Origin of the sequence: Amycolatopsis plumensis (assembly GCF_042652605.1) — a bacterium.
GTDB classification, from domain to species: domain Bacteria; phylum Actinomycetota; class Actinomycetes; order Mycobacteriales; family Pseudonocardiaceae; genus Amycolatopsis; species Amycolatopsis plumensis.
The window spans coordinates 2,254,973-2,270,738 of sequence record NZ_JBHSJY010000001.1 but is presented as its reverse complement, the minus strand read 5'-3'; the positions used below and the strand labels follow the sequence as shown (position 1 = coordinate 2,270,738).

Annotated in this window: 12 protein-coding genes; 6 read left to right on the top strand and 6 right to left on the bottom strand. The window is 71.6% G+C overall.

What is annotated here, in order from left to right:
• Nucleotides 1-60 precede the first annotated feature (60 nt).
• On the top strand, nucleotides 61-1,452 hold the full coding sequence (locus tag ACFPLC_RS10690) for an MFS transporter (protein ID WP_378206327.1): 1,392 nt from the start codon (nucleotides 61-63) through the stop codon (nucleotides 1,450-1,452).
• 14 nt (nucleotides 1,453-1,466) lie between these two features.
• On the top strand, nucleotides 1,467-2,090 hold the full coding sequence (locus ACFPLC_RS10685) for a TetR/AcrR family transcriptional regulator (RefSeq protein WP_378206324.1): 624 nt from the start codon (nucleotides 1,467-1,469) through the stop codon (nucleotides 2,088-2,090).
• A gap of 6 nt (nucleotides 2,091-2,096) precedes the next feature.
• Here ACFPLC_RS10685 and ACFPLC_RS10680 read toward each other — a convergent pair whose 3' ends face one another.
• Entirely contained in the window at nucleotides 2,097-2,249 is a 153-nt protein-coding gene (locus tag ACFPLC_RS10680; RefSeq protein ID WP_378206321.1) for a hypothetical protein, read from the bottom strand.
• A 429-nt stretch (nucleotides 2,250-2,678) separates the two neighbouring features.
• Here ACFPLC_RS10680 and ACFPLC_RS10675 point away from each other — a divergent pair, with 429 nt between their 5' ends.
• On the top strand, nucleotides 2,679-3,521 hold the full coding sequence (locus tag ACFPLC_RS10675) for an ion transporter (RefSeq protein ID WP_378206318.1): 843 nt from the start codon (nucleotides 2,679-2,681) through the stop codon (nucleotides 3,519-3,521).
• Here ACFPLC_RS10675 and ACFPLC_RS10670 read toward each other — a convergent pair.
• Nucleotides 3,510-4,205, bottom strand: a complete 696-nt coding sequence (locus ACFPLC_RS10670) for a TioE family transcriptional regulator (RefSeq protein ID WP_378235793.1) — start codon at nucleotides 4,203-4,205, stop codon at nucleotides 3,510-3,512. The genes ACFPLC_RS10675 and ACFPLC_RS10670 overlap by 12 nt on opposite strands.
• 17 nt (nucleotides 4,206-4,222) lie before the next feature.
• Between ACFPLC_RS10670 and ACFPLC_RS10665 the strand changes: the two genes are divergently transcribed.
• Complete coding sequence (locus tag ACFPLC_RS10665; protein WP_378206312.1) at nucleotides 4,223-5,188, top strand: erythromycin esterase family protein; 966 nt, start codon at nucleotides 4,223-4,225, stop codon at nucleotides 5,186-5,188.
• 55 nt (nucleotides 5,189-5,243) lie between these two features.
• Here the strand turns inward: ACFPLC_RS10665 and ACFPLC_RS10660 are convergent, their stop codons facing one another.
• On the bottom strand, nucleotides 5,244-7,571 hold the full coding sequence (locus ACFPLC_RS10660) for a chitobiase/beta-hexosaminidase C-terminal domain-containing protein (protein ID WP_378206309.1): 2,328 nt from the start codon (nucleotides 7,569-7,571) through the stop codon (nucleotides 5,244-5,246).
• Between the two features lie 118 nt (nucleotides 7,572-7,689).
• Nucleotides 7,690-8,088, bottom strand: coding sequence for a DUF2716 domain-containing protein (locus ACFPLC_RS10655; RefSeq protein ID WP_378206306.1), 399 nt, complete (start codon nucleotides 8,086-8,088; stop codon nucleotides 7,690-7,692).
• On the opposite strand from ACFPLC_RS10655, the gene ACFPLC_RS10650 reads away from it, so the two are divergent.
• On the top strand, nucleotides 8,087-8,710 hold the full coding sequence (locus ACFPLC_RS10650) for a hypothetical protein (protein ID WP_378206304.1): 624 nt from the start codon (nucleotides 8,087-8,089) through the stop codon (nucleotides 8,708-8,710). The two genes, ACFPLC_RS10655 and ACFPLC_RS10650, sit on opposite strands and share 2 nt — an antisense overlap.
• On the opposite strand, the gene ACFPLC_RS10645 is transcribed toward ACFPLC_RS10650, so the two are convergent.
• Nucleotides 8,699-11,497 (bottom strand): alpha-L-fucosidase, encoded by a 2,799-nt coding sequence (locus ACFPLC_RS10645; protein WP_378206301.1) that lies wholly within the window; start codon nucleotides 11,495-11,497, stop codon nucleotides 8,699-8,701. The genes ACFPLC_RS10650 and ACFPLC_RS10645 overlap by 12 nt on opposite strands.
• 153 nt (nucleotides 11,498-11,650) lie before the next feature.
• Here ACFPLC_RS10645 and sigJ point away from each other — a divergent pair, with 153 nt between their 5' ends.
• Complete coding sequence (gene sigJ / locus ACFPLC_RS10640; protein ID WP_378206298.1) at nucleotides 11,651-12,532, top strand: RNA polymerase sigma factor SigJ; 882 nt, start codon at nucleotides 11,651-11,653, stop codon at nucleotides 12,530-12,532.
• 25 nt (nucleotides 12,533-12,557) lie between these two features.
• Here sigJ and ACFPLC_RS10635 read toward each other — a convergent pair whose 3' ends face one another.
• Entirely contained in the window at nucleotides 12,558-15,635 is a 3,078-nt protein-coding gene (locus tag ACFPLC_RS10635) for a SpvB/TcaC N-terminal domain-containing protein (protein WP_378206295.1), read from the bottom strand.
• Nucleotides 15,636-15,766 lie beyond the last annotated feature (131 nt).

The window sequence follows — 15,766 nt, the reverse complement described above, 5'->3', positions numbered from 1 at the left end:
AGTCGTCCGGTTGGTTGACCATGGCTGCGTCACGGTCGCCGCGGGGAGGAGAGGTCCGTCGTGGAAAAGCACGCGCTCAGGTGGTGGGCACTGGCGGTCGCGGTGCTCGCGGTGCTGGTGGACATGATCGACAACCAGATCGTCGCGGTGGCTCTGCCGACGATCCGGCGGGAGCTCGGCACCGGCGAGTCCGCGCTGCAGTGGATTTCGGCGGGGTACGCGCTGGGCTTCGCGCTCACGCTGATCACCGGCGGACGGCTGGGCGACCGCCACGGCACGAGGAAGTTGTTCGTGGCGGGCATGTTCGTGTTCACGGCCGCCTCGCTCGCCGCCGGGCTCGCCGGGCACGTCGGCGTCCTGATCGCCGCGCGGGTGGTGCAGGGCGTCGGATCCGGGCTGATGGTGCCGCAGGTGCTGTCCTTCGTCCACGCGGAGTTCGACGAGCGGGAGCGGCCGAAGGCGATGACCTGGTACGCGGCCGCGTTCCCGGTCGGCGGGCTCGCCGGGCCGCTGCTGGGCGGCGCGCTGACCGCGGCCGACCTGTTCGGCACCGGCTGGCGGGCGATCTTCCTGGTGAACCTGCCCATCGGCGTGCTCGCGCTGGCCGGTGCCTTGGTCACCATGCCTGGCCGGCCGGGGTTCGCCCGGCACCGGATGGACCCGGCCGGGCTGGCGTTGCTGACCGCCGCGCTGTTCGCGGTGTTCTACCCGCTGGTGCAGGGGCGCGAGCTGGGCTGGCCGGTGTGGTCCATCGTGCTGCTGGCCGCCGCTCTCCCGCTGTCCGGCGTGTTCGCGTGGCACCAGCGGCGCCTGTTCCGCCGCGGCGGAGAGCCGTTGCTGCCGCCGGACCTGCTGCGGCAGATCGCCGGCAGCCAGGCCGTCCTGCTCTGCGTCGACACCGGGGTCGGCGTGTTCTTCGTCCTGACCCTGCACCTGCAGCTGGGGCTCGGCTTCTCGCCGTGGGAAGCGGCGTTGACGTTCGCGCCGTCGACGCTCGGCATCGTCGCGGGCAACGTCCTGGCCATGCGCCTGGCCCCGAAGCTCGGGCGGGTGTTCACCGCCGGCGCCGTCGCGGTGCTGCTGGCCGGGCTGGTGCTGATCGCGGTGCTGGTGTCCTCCTTGGACTCCGCGTTGAGCGGATGGGCCCTGCTGCTGCCCGTGGTCGCCGTCGGGCTCGGCATGGGTGCGGTGCTGAACGCGCTGTTCGCCGCCTCGATGGCCGGCATCCGGCCGGAGCAGGCCGGCGCGGCGTCCGGCGTCGTGAACACCACCGTGCAGCTCGGGACGGCGACCGGGATCGCCTTGTGCGGCACGGTTTTCTTCGCCCGGCTCGACAGCGGATCCGCCGCCGCGACGGCGGGCGCGCTCGCGGTCGGCGCCGGTGTGCTCGTGGTCGCGCTGGCCCTGACGGCGGTTCACCCTTCTGTTCGGCAGAGTCAAGTGGTTGGTTGACGTATAGTCGCCGCGTGACCGCGTCGAAGCCCCGCCGTTCGCCGAAGCCCCAGGAGCGCCAACGCGATCCGGAGCGCACCCGCCGGCTGATCTTGGAGGCGGCGGGCGCGGAGTTCGCGGCGAAGGGCTACGCCGGCGCGCGCATCGCGGCGATCGCGGCGCGGGCCGGGGTGAACCAGCAGCTGATCTCGTACTACTTCGACGGCAAAGAAGGCCTGTACCGCGCGATGTCGGACGAGTGGGGGCAGCGCCAGAGCGAGCTGATGGCCCCGGACCTCCCGCTGTCCGAACAGGTGCGCCGAATGGCCCTGGAAGCCCTCGCCAACCGCGACGGCGTCCGGCTGCTGGCGTGGTCGGGGCTGGAGTACGAGAGCCCGGAAACCGACCCGGACCACGCCCCCCGCGCGCAGCGCCTGGCGGGGACGGTGGAGCAGATCAAGGCGCTGAAGGCCGAGGGCCGCCTCCCGGACTGGGCCGACCCGGAGTGCCTGACGGTCCTCCTGATGGCGGCGGCCATGGCCCCGGTGACACTGCCGCACGTGGTGGCCGGCCTGACCGGCGCAGAGGCCGACTCGCCCGACTTCGCCCGGCGGTACGCCGACCAGCTGGCCAGGCTGATCGAGCACCTGGGACCGTGACCGTCCTTAGTGCGTGACGGCCTCCGAGGTGGCGGTGGTGGCGGCCCCGGAGCCGGGCGGACCGGACGGCGCGGCAAGAGCCAACCCGGCAACCAGAGCGAGCACGACGACGAACAGCGTCGCCCGGACAAGGGTGGCAAGGGAACAGACGACCATCATGGCAGGCTCCTCGGAATTCCCCGGTGAACGGGATTCGCTTGACCTCGCGGACCTCCGCGAGATTCGGTCTGCTTCGATGGTGCGCGCCGGAACCGGGCGGCGACACCCGTTTCCCGTTGCCGGGAACGGCTTTCCCCGGGGAAACCCGGCCGGGCCGGATCCGCGGCCCGCGCGGTGCTACGGCGTGGGCCGGTAGCCCGCTTCTTGAGCCACCGGCCACCGCCTCCTCCCGAGCCGGAGCGAACAGCGAGCAGCCGGCTGTCCACTCCGTGCTCCCCCTCGCCGTGACCGCCACCGTCCACGATGCCGTATCCGGCAGGGGTGCGACACGACAAAAACACGACACTTCGCGTCCGGCCCGAAGCCTCCGAAAGCCTCTCGGCGGCACGTCCGGACCGCTGATCAGCGGTGTCCGTGCCATCATCGGGCATGGTCACCAGTGAACCCGAGCTCAACAGCGGGGTGCTGCCCGGGAACGTGCGCGCCGACGACTGGATCATGCTCGTGCTCGCCGCCGGGTCGGTCGGGTTGCTGGGGTTCATGGTGCTCAGCCCGCCGGCGCGGGACGTCGGGCTCGTCCTCTTCGCCGTCGACTGCGGGATCTGCGGGATCTTCCTGCTCGAGTTCCTGTGGCGGTGGCGGAAGCGGCGGTGGGCCAGGAAGTTCCTCGTGCGCAACTGGTACGAGCTGTTCGCCATGATCCCGGTCGCGCACCCGGCGATGACCGCGCACAAGTTCGTCGGCGTCGTGCTGTTGCTGGTGCGGATCGGGCGGGCCGCGGACCGGGCCGTCGGCGAGCAGTTCACCTACCGGCTCGTCGACAAGCTCTCCGAGCCGATCGTGAAGGCGATCAAGAAACCGGTGACCATCGCGGTGCTCGACGAGGTCGTCAAGGTACTGGAAACCGGCAACTACCCGGAGAACCTGGCCAAGTCGCTCGGGGCGCACAAGGACGAGCTGCGCTCGATCATCGCCGAAAAGATCGCCGCGGACCCGCAGCTCGGAAAGCTCAAGCGGCTGCCGTTCCACGACGAGATCGTGCGCGCCTGCGTCGACACTTCGTTCCGCGTGCTCCTGGAGGTCCTCCTCGACCCGCGGATCGACGACTTCTTCTCCGCCGTCGTCCGCGACAACCGCGAGCAGATCCGGCTCGCCGTGCAGCTCGGGCTCAACGAAGTCGACGACGAAGCCGGGGAAAAGGTGCTGCCGGTGCGCACCCAGCGCACGGCCGCGCACGAGTACGACCGGCTGCACCCGGGTTCACGCCCGTAGGTACTCGCTCAGGCGGCCGGCCGCGTCGAGCATCGCCAGGCCGCGGGCGGTCAGCCGGTCCTGCCAGGTTTCGAGCGCCTCGGCCAGTGACTCGGTGCCGCCCGCGGTGCGGACCTGCGCGACCACCGTGGCGATGTGGGCGAGCGGGTAGCCGCCGCGGCGGAGCAGGTGGGCCAGTTCGGCGTCGCGGATGTCGGACGGCTGGAAGACCCGGTGGCCGGTCGCCCGGTTGCGCGCCGGCACCAGGATGCCCGCGCGTTCCCACGCCCGCACGGTCGCCGCGGTGACGCCGAGGTGGTGGGCGAGCTCGCCGATCGACCAGCCGGTCGCGGCCGGTTCGCCGGCCGGCCCGGCCGTCAGCGGCCCGATCGCCTTCCGAACCGTGTTGAGGGTTTCGCGGTCCCGGAGCAGCTGCTCGTGGCCGCGGTCGACGAGCGTCAGCGCGCGGCCGAGGTCGTCTTCGTTGACCGCGTGCATGATCCCGCCCGCCGTCGCGTGCCCGTAGGCCGGGACCAGGGCGAGGAACGCCCGCAGTGCTGTGGCGTGTCTTTCCGTGTAGATCCGGTAGCCGCTCGGGGTGCGGGCGGCCGGCGGGAGGAAGCCGTCCTGTTCGTAGTTGCGGACCGCCTGCGTGGAGATGCCGTGCTCACGGGCGAGGTCCGCAGGTCTCAACCGAGTCTTCAAGGATACGATTCAACCACATGGACATCACGGACTTCACCGCCGAACTGCTCGGGCTGGGCGAGCCCACCCACTTCGAGCCGGCCTTCGCGCGCATCCGCAACGAGCTGTTCGCCCGACTCGCCGAGCACGGCTTCCGGGCGATCGCGCTGGAGACCGACCGCGTCGCCGCGCTCGACGGCAGGTTCTCGCACGACTTCGGCGAGATGCCCGCCAACCGGCAGCTGCTCGAATGGCTGCGTGAGTACAACGAGTCCGCCGCCGAACCACTGACCTTCCACGGCTTCGACGCCCCGACGGAGACGTTCAGCGCGCCCAGCCCACGCGGCTACCTCGAGCACGCCCGCGACTACCTGGGCCTCGACGTCGACATCGCGGCCCTGACCGGCGACGACGAACGGTGGAGCCGCTCCGAGGCGATCCTCGACCCGGCCGCGTCGCCTGGCGCGACGCCCGAGGCCCGTGAGCTGCGGGTCATCGCGGACGACCTGCTCACGGCCCTCGACGCCCGGATCGAGCCGGCCGCTCGCACCGCGCGCATCCACGCCGCCGCCGGGCTCGACTTGCTGCGCTACCACGCGGCGTCCGCGCTGCCCGGCGACCGGGACACGAGGATCGCCCGGCTCGCGGGCGCCCGGGCGGTGATCATGGCGCGGAACCTCCTGGACATCCACAGCTCACAGCCCGGCCGGACCCTGGTGTTCGCGCACAACGCCCACCTCGGCTCCGGTGCGGGGGCGATCGTCGCGTCGCGGCTCGGCGACCGGTACGCCTTCATCGCCGGCAGCCTCGGCCGCAGCGAAGCCCTCGGCCTCGGCGAACCGGCGCCCGACACCTACGAAGGCCGGCTGCAGCGCGACACCACTACCTGGCAGCTGACCGCCGAAACCCCGACCGGCCACACCCGGGAAGACGCCGATTACCGGTACGCACCGCTCACCCGGGAACTGCTCGAGAACGCTGACGCGATCCTGCACGTCGCCTGAAGAGCAGCGAGCCCCCGCACCGGGTCGGGTCCGGTGCGGGGGCCGCTGTTCACCCTTACGGGTAGCTGACCACGTTGACCGGCACCGTGCCCGAAGGCGTGGTGCCGCCGGTGTCGTTGATGACGTGCGTGATCGTGCCGCGGTAGTTGAGCGACACCGTCAGCAGGCTGTGGAACCGGACGCCGCTGGTGTTCGGCACCTCGAACGCGTGGTAACTGGACACCGCCGGGTTCGTGTCGAAGAAGCAGTAGCTGCCGAGCCCCCAGGCCTCATGGGACGTCACGTTCGCCCCGACCTTGTACGCCGCATACCCGGCGACACCCGAGGGTGCGTTCCACGACGCCTGGTCGGGCACGTCGTAGGGCATCTCGTTCTGGAAGAAGATCGTCCGGCCGCCCTGGCCGTTCCAGATCACCTGGTACTTCTGGTAGTGCTCGACGAACAGGCCGGTGGCCAGCACGTTCGCGCCGTTCACCACGAGCCCGGTGTCGGCCGTGTTCGTGTTCCAGCCGTAGGTGCCCGCGTTGCCGTGGTCGGCGCGCCACGCCCAGATGTGGTCGATGATCGTGTTGGCGCTGTTGACGATCAGGCTGTTGGTCGCCTTGCCGGCGATCGCGCCGCCGATCCGGAAGAACACGTCCTGGATCGTCGTCGGGTTCGCCGCGTGCGACGCCGACGAGCCGGACTGGCCGACCGTGAGCAGCGCCTGCGAGTTCGTCGTGCCCGCGTCGAAGAGCAGGCCCTTGAGCCGGACGCCGTCCACATCGGACACCTGCATCGCGTTGACGCCGTTGTCGGGCACCAGGGTCGGGTAGCCGATGCCGAGGATCGTCGTGTTCGCGCGGGTCACGTTGAGCGTCTGGTTGAGGTGGTAGACACCCGGCGTGAAGAACAGGTTGCAGCCCGCGGAAAGGGCGTTGTTGATCGACGCGGCCGTGTCGCCCGACTTGACGACGTAGAACTGGCTCATCGGCGCCGACGTGCCCGGGGTGCTGCCGTTCGCCCAGCTGGGGCCGGACGCGTTGGTGCGCAGCGACGGCAGGAACACGCGGTACTTGCCGGTGCCGTCGACGTAGAGGTAGGGCACGTCGCGGGAGACCGGGGTCGTGGCCAGGGTCGTCTCGGGCGGGTTCGGGAACGTGGTCGCCGGCGCGCCGCTGGTGCCGGAGAAGACCATGTTCCAGACGCCGCCGTTCCAGCTGCCGAGCTGCGAGTCGCGCGTGTACCACTGCTGCTGCGAGACCGACGCGGCCTGCCCGGCCACCTTGGTGTCGGCGATGTAGCCGCCGCTGGCGAAGCCGTAGCTCGCCGGGTACAGCTGCAGCCCGCCGCGGACGTCCATCCGGCGGAACGGCGCGGCCTGCGCGACCGCCCAGCGCTCGTTGCCGCCGGAGGGGTTGACCGCCATGTTCTCCGCCGAGCGCCAGAAGTTCTGCAGCGCGACGCCGTTGTCGGAGGCGTTGAAGGCGTCGACGGTGACGTCACCGTTGATCAGGACGTCGCCCGGGTTCTGGCCGAGGCCGGCCACCGAGGTGTAGAAGCCGACGTTGTCGTGCACGTTGTTGTAGGTGCCCGGCTTGAAGAGGTGCGCGACGCGCCGGTCTGCCATCTGGGCGGTCAGCGTGTCCTTCTGGTTGTTGAAGTCGGTGTCCAGCTGCGCCTGGATCGTGGCCGCGGACATGCCCGGGTCGAAGATCCGGACGTTCGGCCCGAAGTTCGGGGTGTCGGACTGCGTCGGGCAGCCGGCCTGGGTGCCGATCGTGTAGGTCGCGCTCGACACCGGGGACGTCGTCGACCCGGACTTGAGCGCGATCGCGTTGACCGTGCGGGAGTTCGGGACGCTGATCGGTCCACTGTAGAGCGTCGAGGACGCGGTGGGGGTCGAGCCGTCCACCGTGTACCGGATGGTCGCGCCCGCGGTGGCGCTGCTGATCGTCACCGTCTGCGCGCTCGAGTAGGTGCCGCCGGGCGGGCTGAACGTCGGCGCGGCGACCGTCGTCGTGCCGTCGCCGCCGACGGTGTAGCTGAAGTGCGGGGTGTCGTACTGCGGGCCGTTCTTTTCGTAGGTGAACCAGTAGTCGAGGACGTTTCCGCTGCTCAGGCCGTTGACGGTGGTCCGCCAGGTGCCGGAGCCGTTGGTCATCCGGACGTTCTGCTGGCCGACGCCGGGGACGCCGGTGTAGTGGACGTCCACGTACAGCGCGGGGGTCGTCGGGGTGAAGTTGATCTGCACCTGACTGGCGCTGGGCTGCGTGACGTTCTGGGCGTAGTCGTCCGCCGCCAGCGCGGCCGGGGCGCTGAGCCCGGCCGCCATGAGCACTGCCGAGGCGACGAGCGCGAGGCCCGGGCCGCGTCGTCGTAACTTGTCCAAGGTCCGGTTCACGCCGTGACACCTCCGCCGTTGGGGATCCACGCGCCATTTGTTGCGAGTCACAACAAAGTAGCTCCCGTTCAGCGGTCCCTTGGTCACGTTTCAGTAACACTTGTCTGGACCAATATGCCTACCCGGGCGTTCGCCGGACCGGCTCGCCGAGCGCCGCGGTCAGCTCCGCGCCGATCCGGGTCAGGTAGAGGTGGTAGTCGCCGTCCGGGAGGACGGCGCCGGGCCGGCGCGGTCCGGCGCCGTCGACCCGCGCCGGGTCGAAGCGGTAGCCGACGTGCTGCCAGTCGAGCCAGTACAGCTCCTCGCCCGGCTCGACGGACTCGCGGAGTCCCTTGTGGACGATTTGGGACAGCGCGTCCAGCTGCGGGTCGTCGAGGTCGCCGACGTGCCAGGTCGCCGAACCGGGCGGTTCGGTGATGCCGGGGGTACCTCTTCCACGCCGCCGATCCTCCCCGGTCGAGTGACGTTTGCGCAGCGCATTTTCGCCGGTCAGCGCGGAGGGTAAGGATGTCGGCATGCTGGACACCGCAGTCCTGGCGCGGACCGCCCCGCGCGCGCTCGACGTCGTCACCCCGCTCGGCGCCGTGCGGTTCGCCGCCCGCGTCGGGGGCTGGGACGTGCCCGCGAGACCGGAGCTCACCTGGGACCTCGACTCCGGTGCGCGGCTGTGCCGGTGGCGGTCCGACTCCGCGCGGCTCGACGTGCTGAGCGGGCGCACCGCGTCCGGACCGCCCGGGACCACCCGCGAAGTCACCATCTTCCGGGTGCTGGCGCGCGAGGACGTCGGCGAGTTCGTCGTCGAAGCCGAGCTGATCGGCGCGCCGCGCGAGGACCGCACCTGGGAAAGCGCCTTCACGGCCGAGACCGCCGACGCCGTGGTGAGCGTCGGCGGCCCCAGCGCCGACCGGCTGCGGCGGTGCTCGCGGGCCGGGCAGCACGTGCCCCCGTACTGGTCGCGGCTGGTCGGCGGGGACGCCGTCGAGCGGACCGGCGGCCGGCTCACCTGGCGGCTGCCCCGGGTCGACCGCGGCGACTACGCCGAACTGTGGGTGACCGTCGCGTGGAGTGCCGCGGGCGGGGACCCGGGCCACGCCGTCGACCTCGACGCGGCCCGGGTCATGCGGGAGCTAACCCAGTGAAATCCGGTCCAGATCCGGGGCCCCGCCGCGGTCGTTGCCGATCCGGATCGTATTGGCGCCCGCGGTCAGCGGCACCGGGACCGAAGTGGTGTACGGCGTGTTGTTCCCGACGCCGCTGACCTTGACCTCCACCGGCGCGCCGCCGTTCACCGACACGAAGTACGACCGGTCGCCGTTGACGGTGAAGTCCAGGTACAGCGTGTACTGACCCGCCGCGGGCACCGTCACGCCGGGGAACGTCACCGCCGCGCCCGGCCCGATGTTGCGCACCTTCTGCCCGCCCGAGCACGGCGAGCAACCGGTGACGCCGGCGTCGCCGATGTCGTTCGCCGAGTCCTCCGCCTCCCGCATGAACACCCGGTCCGCGGGCCGCTGCTTCACCAGCACCGGCTTGCTGACGGACTTCGCGCGCCCGAGCGTCCGGAACGACGCCGTCACCGGGATGCTCACGTCCTGGGCCGCCGGGGCGGTCACCGTCCACGAGCCGCTCAGGACCTGGCCGAGCCCCAGCGTGGACGTCGTCGCCGGACCGCCCGTGACCGTCCAGCCCGGCGGGACCACCGGGGCCAGCGACACCTGGTCGATCGGGTCGTCGACGTCCAGCCGCAGCGACGCATCGATCCGGATCGACTGCTGACCGGGCGAAACCCATTGGATGCCTGCGGGTTGCACGGTCAACGTCGTCTTCGGCGTGGACGACTCGGGCGGCATCGGCGCCACCGCGATCCGGTCCAGGTCCGTCGTTCCGGACACCTTGATCGTGTTCGCGCCGGCGTTGAGCGGCACCGGGATCGCCGCCGGTGCGGCGACCGGGATCGGCGCCGCGCCGTTGACGCTCACTTGGAGGGTGCCCGGCCCGGTGGTGTCCAGGTGCAGCCGGGACGGGCCGGTGGCCTGGACGTTCCGGAAGACGACCGCCCCGCGGTCGAGGCCGGTCACCGCGTTGGTGCCCGAGCAGGCCTCGCACCACACCGGCGTCGCCTTGCCTTCGAAGCCGTTGCGCCACGACTCCGCTTCCAGCGGCACCTCGCCGCGCGGGTCGGGGTAGCCGTAGGCGACGTCGATCTCGTCGAGCGCGAGCTGCCGGTAGAACGGCTTGGCCTGCGGCCCCGACCACGTGTTCAGCACCTCGAGCCGCAGGTACCGCGCGTGCACCTCGCCGACGTCGATGAACTGGACGCCGCGGCTGCTGGGCAGGGCGCCGGTGCGGACCGTGCGCCAGGCCTTGCCGTCGTCGCTGGCGTGGACGCGGTAGTCCTTGATCCGGGCGGAGTCCTCGGCGCGGCCGAAGGATTCCCGCGCGTACGTCGGCGACGACTCGCGCTCGTGCACCGCGAGGTAGGCCGTCGACCGCTTGCGGCCCAGGTCGAGCGTCACGGACACCGGGAGCCGGCCGCCCGCGTCCCAGAAGTTCAGGTAGCTGCCGTCGACGAGGTTCGCCGCCGAAGCCGCGTTGGAAGACGCGGTCGCCTTGATCGTGCTCTTGTCGTAGAAGTACTGCTGTCCGGCGGTGTCCACTTTGAACACCGTGTCGTAGGTGTCCCAGTCCTGGATGTCCAGAATGGACAGATAGCCGCCGGACTGCGCGAACCGCATCGGTTTCTCGGTGCGCAGGTCGGACACGCCGGTGACGCGGTAGCCGTTGTCGCGCAGGCGGACCAGGTTCGTCGACGGCCGCGTGACGACGTGCACGTACTGTGTCTTGCCCTTGATGGTGATGACGCCGTGGGCGCCGTCGTTCCAGAACCCGGGCTGCATCCCGCCGTACAGGTAGCCGCCGCCCTCGGTGCCGGTCAGCGACTCCTTGATCGGCTGCGTCCAGGACGCCATGAAGTTGTTGAACGCCTCCTGCTGCGGCGGGAACCTGCCGTTGAGCATGGCGGTTTCGGCCATCAGCGACTTGATCGACGAGCCCGCGTTCGTGATGTAGCGGCCGGTGGAGAGCCGGAAGTCGACGGCCTGGTCGCCGCCGCTGTACCACCAGTCGCCGTTGGTCGGCAGTTTGTAGTCCGCCTCGGTCAGCCGCGGCAGCGGCGTGTAAATCGCCTGCGGGTAGTCGTAGGACGGGGTCATGCCGGTCTTCTGCTCGTTGCTGACCGTGTCCATGATCGGCGTGTCCTCGTTGTTGTTGCTCAGCAACCAGGACGGCCGCTTCTCGCGGATGTGTTCGTAGAGCCCGTGCTGCTCCCAGTACTCGTTGTCGTTGTCGATCCAGAACCCGGCGAGGTCCGCGTACCGGTCCATGACCTCGTCGAACAGGTCGTAGGAGAACTCGCCGAAGCCGGGCCGGGTCGTCAAGTCGACTTGGTGGCCCTTGTAGGCGGAGTAGGCGGCCGAGTCGAGCGATTCGTGGCCGGTTTCGTTGTGCCACTGGGGATCGTCGGTCAGGTAGAGCATGACCCGCACGCCCTTGGCCTGGCCCGCGGCGATCAGCTCGCCGAGGAAGTCGCGCTGCGTCGAGCAGCTGCCGGGGATCTTCGACGGCCACGGCCGCGCGTAGCCCAGCCGGCTGTGGAAGGTGGTGAGGACGACGTAGGACGCGCCCAGTTTCTTGGCTTCGTCGATCCAGTAGCCCGGTGTCCAGCCGCCGTCGGTGACGTCGCGCTCCCAGGCGGCGCAGTCGGTGTGCCGCGGCGCGGTGAACATGCCCCAGTGCAGGAACAGCCCGGCCGTCGAGGCCCGCAGCCAGTCCTGACGCGGGTGGTAGAGCTCGGCGTTCGCGGGACTGACCAGGCTCGCCACCAGCGCGACGGCGGCGGCGAGGCAGGCAAGCAGTCGGATTCTCAAGGGACCTCCTCGTCCGGAGAGATCCGATGATTGGTTCCTGATATATCGTACGTCAAGCGAAGATGCCGCTCATCGGCACACAGTCGTCTGATCTGTCACAAACCCGGGCCCGTGTTCGTCAGGGTGGTGATCGCACCGCGAAAGGACGGACCCGTGAACGAGGAGCTCCTGGCCCGCAGCTTCGAAACCCACCGCGAGCACCTGCGCTCGGTCGCCTACCGGATGCTGGGTTCGCTGACCGAGGCCGAGGACGCGGTCCAGGAAACGTGGCTGAAGCTCAGCCGCAGCGACACGGCGGCCGTCGAGAACCTGGCCGGGTGGCTCACCACCGTCGTCGGACGGGTCTGCCTCGACATGCTGCGCTCCCGGAAGGCCCGGCGCGAGGAGCCGTGGGAAGCGCTGGTGCCGGACCCGATCGTCAGCCGCGAGGACGACGGCCCCGAGCACGAGGCGCTGATGGCGGACTCGGTCGGCCTCGCGCTGCTGGTCGTGCTCGACACGCTCACCCCGGCCGAACGGCTCGCGTTCGTGCTGCGGGACATGTTCGCGCTGCCGTTCGAGGAGATCGCCTCGATCGTCGGCCGGTCCGAGGCGGCGACCCGGCAGCTCGCGAGCCGCGCCCGGCGGCGGGTGCAGGGTGCCCCGGTCGCCCCGGACCCGGATCTGGCCCGCCAGCGCGAAGTCGTCGACGCCTTCCTGGCGGCCGCCCGCGGCGGTGACTTCGACGCGCTCGTCTCGGTCCTGGACTCCGACGTCGTGCTGCGGGCCGACCACGGCGCGGCCCGGGGCGGCTCGACCGAAGTCCGCGGCGCGGCGGCGGTGGCGAACCAGGCACTGACGTTCTCCCGCCTCAACGCCGGCGGCGGCGTCGTGCACCGCGCGCTGGTCAACGGCGCGGCGGGCGTGGTGGCCACCCGCGACGGCCGGCCGTCCTCGGTGCTGGGCTTCACCGTGGCGGGCGGCCGGATCGTCGAGATCGACATCTTGGCCGACCCGGACCGCCTCAGCCGGCTGGACCTCGCCGTCCTCGACTGACCCGTCGTGAGTGGTAAAGCGGGTTCTAACCCGTCTGAACACTCACGAGCGTGCCGTGCTCGTCGGTGGTCAGGGCGATCTCGCCGGTGTCGTCGAAGTGCAGGTACCGGCGCCTGCCGTCCGCGTACTGCCGCACCGCGCCCGCCACCACGACCACCAGCTCGCCGTCCTCGATGGCGTAGTGGTCGTCCGGGGTCAGGACTTCGTGGATGTGCGCGCCGTTGGTGATCAGGGTGCGGACGCGGCGGCCGGTGTGGTCGTAGCTGTAGAGCGCGTTGACGCCGTCGTTGCCGTGCACCCCGCGCAGCCGGCCGAACGCATCCCGGATTTCGCTGCCGGACGGCGGTTCCGGGGACGGACCGGGCTCGATGTCGCGCAGCAGCCCGCCCGGTCCGGTGAGCACGTGCCGCCCGTCGGTGAAGTGCTCGCTGACGCCGTTCGCGTAGTGCGCCGCGGTGCGGTGGCCGCGCACGTCGAAGTCGACGGCGTCGACGAACCCCGGCACGCTCACCAGCCTGCCGACCTCGTCGTACTGGTGGTGCACGGTCAGCCGCCCGTCGCCGGCGTCGGGGTAGGTCACCGCCGAGATCCGCCCGTCGGCGCGGCGGGTCACGTCGAGCCGGTACTCGACGGCGACGTGCGCCGGGCGCCAGCGCTTCTCCGCCGGCCGCCCCAGTGCGTCGTAACCGAACTGGGTCACCCCGCATTCGTCGGCGACGCGCACCAGGCGCCCGCAGCTGTGCGGCCCCGCGCCGAGCGGGACCGGCAGCCCGCCGTCGTGGTGGGTGAACGTGGTGACCGGCGTGCCGCGCGGGTCGTCGACCAGCACCGCGACCACCCGGCCGACGGCGTCGCGGACCCGGAACACCGTGTGCCCGCCCGGGGTCCGCGACTCGACGACGTCCCCCGCCGCGTCCCGGACGTGCACGACGCCGTCCTCCGCGCGCAGTTCCCGTCCGAGCAGGTCGCGCACGCCGCCTTCGGGGTCGTGGTCTTCGCGGACCGGCAGCGGGCGGCCCAGTGCGTCGTACCGGAATTCCTCGGGCGGCGGCAGCGGGTCGCCGTCCCGGAACGCCCGCCTGGTGCGGCACACCAGGCCCCGCGCGCAGTACTCGTGGTGCTCGTCGACGACGTCGCCGAGCAGTTCCGCGTGCCGCCGCTCCAGCAGCCGCCCGGCGCCGTCGCGCAGCTCGGCGCTCACCAGCACCTCCGCCTCGCCGGACACCGCCCGCTGCTCGGTGGTGACGCGGGTGCCGTCGTAGCGGTACCGCACGGTCGGCAGATCGGCCGAATCGCCCGGCCGCACGACCGTTTCCGGACGGCCCAGCGGGTCGTGGGTCAGCGTGGTCACCGCGCCCGCCGGGTCGGTCACCTCGCACACCCGCGCCGTGCGGACGTCGTGGCGGGTGATCGTCACGTTCCCCAGCGGGTCCGTGGCCACCTCGGGGAAGCAGTGGTCGGCGGAGTACCGGACCTCGCGGGTGTGGCCGAGCGCGTCGGTGGTCGTGGTGCGCAGCCCGGCGACGGTGCCGAGCCGCCCGTGGAACGTCGTGACCCACCAGCCTTCTTCGCCGGGACGGCGGTGGTAGCCGTGGTACCGCAGGTCCGGCGGTGACGAGCCGTAGACGTCGGCGACGAGGGCGTCGGCGAGCACGAGCTCCTCCTGCGCGGTGCGGAAACCGTGCGAACCGGCGCGGCCATCGGGCTCTTCGTCGTACCGGAAGATCCTGTCGGACAGCACTTTCCCGGTGCCGTCCAGCTCGCGGACCCGCGCCGGGAGCGCGGTGAACCGGTGTTCGGGATCGGTGGCGTAGCTGGTCCGGGTTTCGCGCACGACCGGCTCGCGCCCGGGCCGTTCGGTCGTCTCCACCTCCCGGGTCGGGTTCCCGGCCGAGTCGAACGCCGTCTCCTTCGTGGTGACCGAAACCGGCGTCTCCCGGCGTTCGAACACCGTCGTCACCGCCCGGGTCCACTGTGGACGGCGGAGGTGCTCGACGCGGCGGTACGGCCGGTCCGCCGCCGGTGAGCCGTCGAGGCCGTAAACCTCCTCCTTGGCCAGATGTCCCTGAGCGCCGAACCAGCGCACGGTCCGCAGGGTGGGCGCGTACTCGTCGCCGAGGTCGTCCTGCACCACGCGGCCGAAGCCGGGCGCCAGGCTGTCGTGGTACTCGAACTCCGTGACGCCCACGTGGCCGGTGGCCGATTCGCGCAGCGAGACCCGCCGGACCACCGGCACCGAGGCGACGGTCGCGTACTCGATCGCGGTCCGCAGCCCCAGCCCGTTGTCGACTTCGCACAGCCGTCCGGTGCGGGGCGGGTCTTCGAAGGAGTGGTACGGCACGGCGTCGAGCACGGACACCCCGCCGCCGGAGCGCGCCCGCGCGGTCAGCTGGACCCGCCGCGGCGGCGGGGCGTCCACGGCGGCGTAGGCCAGCCGCACCACCGGAGCGGCGGTTTCGGCGCCGTGGGTGTCGAAACCGGTGAGCGCCACCGACGTCAGCAGGGAGGCGCCGGTGACGTCGTCGGCGTCGTAGCCGAGGGTCCACCGCCGCACGAGCGGCCGCGCCGAGGTGGGCACCCGCAGGTCGATCCGCGCGCACCGCAGGGCGGTCGTGACGAGGGTGCCGTCGCGGCCCCGGCGCAGCACGTCCGGCCGCGGCTCGTAGCCGAATTCCACTTCGTACGGGCCGTAGGAGACGCGCGTGAGGTAGGCCTGGCCGCTGTGGTGCGCCCAGCCGAACGTCGTGGTGACGCCGAAGGCGTCCTCGGTCCGGTCGAGGTACCAGGTGGCGCCGTCGCCGGGGCCGAGGAAGTGCCGCAGGCCGGCGGGCGTGGTGAGCAGGAAGCCGTCGCCGCGGCGGACGAGCCGGCCCGCCGCACCGGAGGGCGCGTGATCGCCCGCCGACCCGACGTGCGGCAGCGGGAGGGTGAACCCGCCGCCGAACGGGCCGTTCGGCGCGCCGGTCGCGTAGCGCAGCGCGAGCGCGGGCGCGCTGCCGCCGGGACCGGGAGGCAGGTCGAGCGACACCGTGAAGGAGCCGCCGCCGGTCGCCGGTTCCGGGGTGAAGGCCGCTTCGTGCGTGCTCGACCGGAGCACAACCATGGTGATCTCCCCGATGGATCCGTGACTTCCGGAGGGCCAAGTGGGTGAGGCCGGGGCGCCAGATACGTCGTCACCCGTTTGCCGTCGCCGTTATGCATTCGTGACGTCGGTGTCGTATCCCAAGGGCGGCC

Bases quoted from the DNA above. Each gene is read 5' to 3' on its own strand.
- ACFPLC_RS10680 (WP_378206321.1), bottom strand. From the start codon at position 2,249: ATGATGGTCGTCTGTTCCCTTGCCACCCTTGTCCGGGCGACGCTGTTC.
- ACFPLC_RS10675 (WP_378206318.1), top strand. From the start codon at position 2,679: ATGGTCACCAGTGAACCCGAGCTCAACAGCGGGGTGCTGCCCGGGAAC.
- ACFPLC_RS10665 (WP_378206312.1), top strand. From the start codon at position 4,223: ATGGACATCACGGACTTCACCGCCGAACTGCTCGGGCTGGGCGAGCCC.
- ACFPLC_RS10650 (WP_378206304.1), top strand. From the start codon at position 8,087: ATGCTGGACACCGCAGTCCTGGCGCGGACCGCCCCGCGCGCGCTCGAC.
- ACFPLC_RS10655 (WP_378206306.1), bottom strand. From the start codon at position 8,088: ATGCCGACATCCTTACCCTCCGCGCTGACCGGCGAAAATGCGCTGCGC.
- ACFPLC_RS10635 (WP_378206295.1), bottom strand. From the start codon at position 15,635: ATGGTTGTGCTCCGGTCGAGCACGCACGAAGCGGCCTTCACCCCGGAA.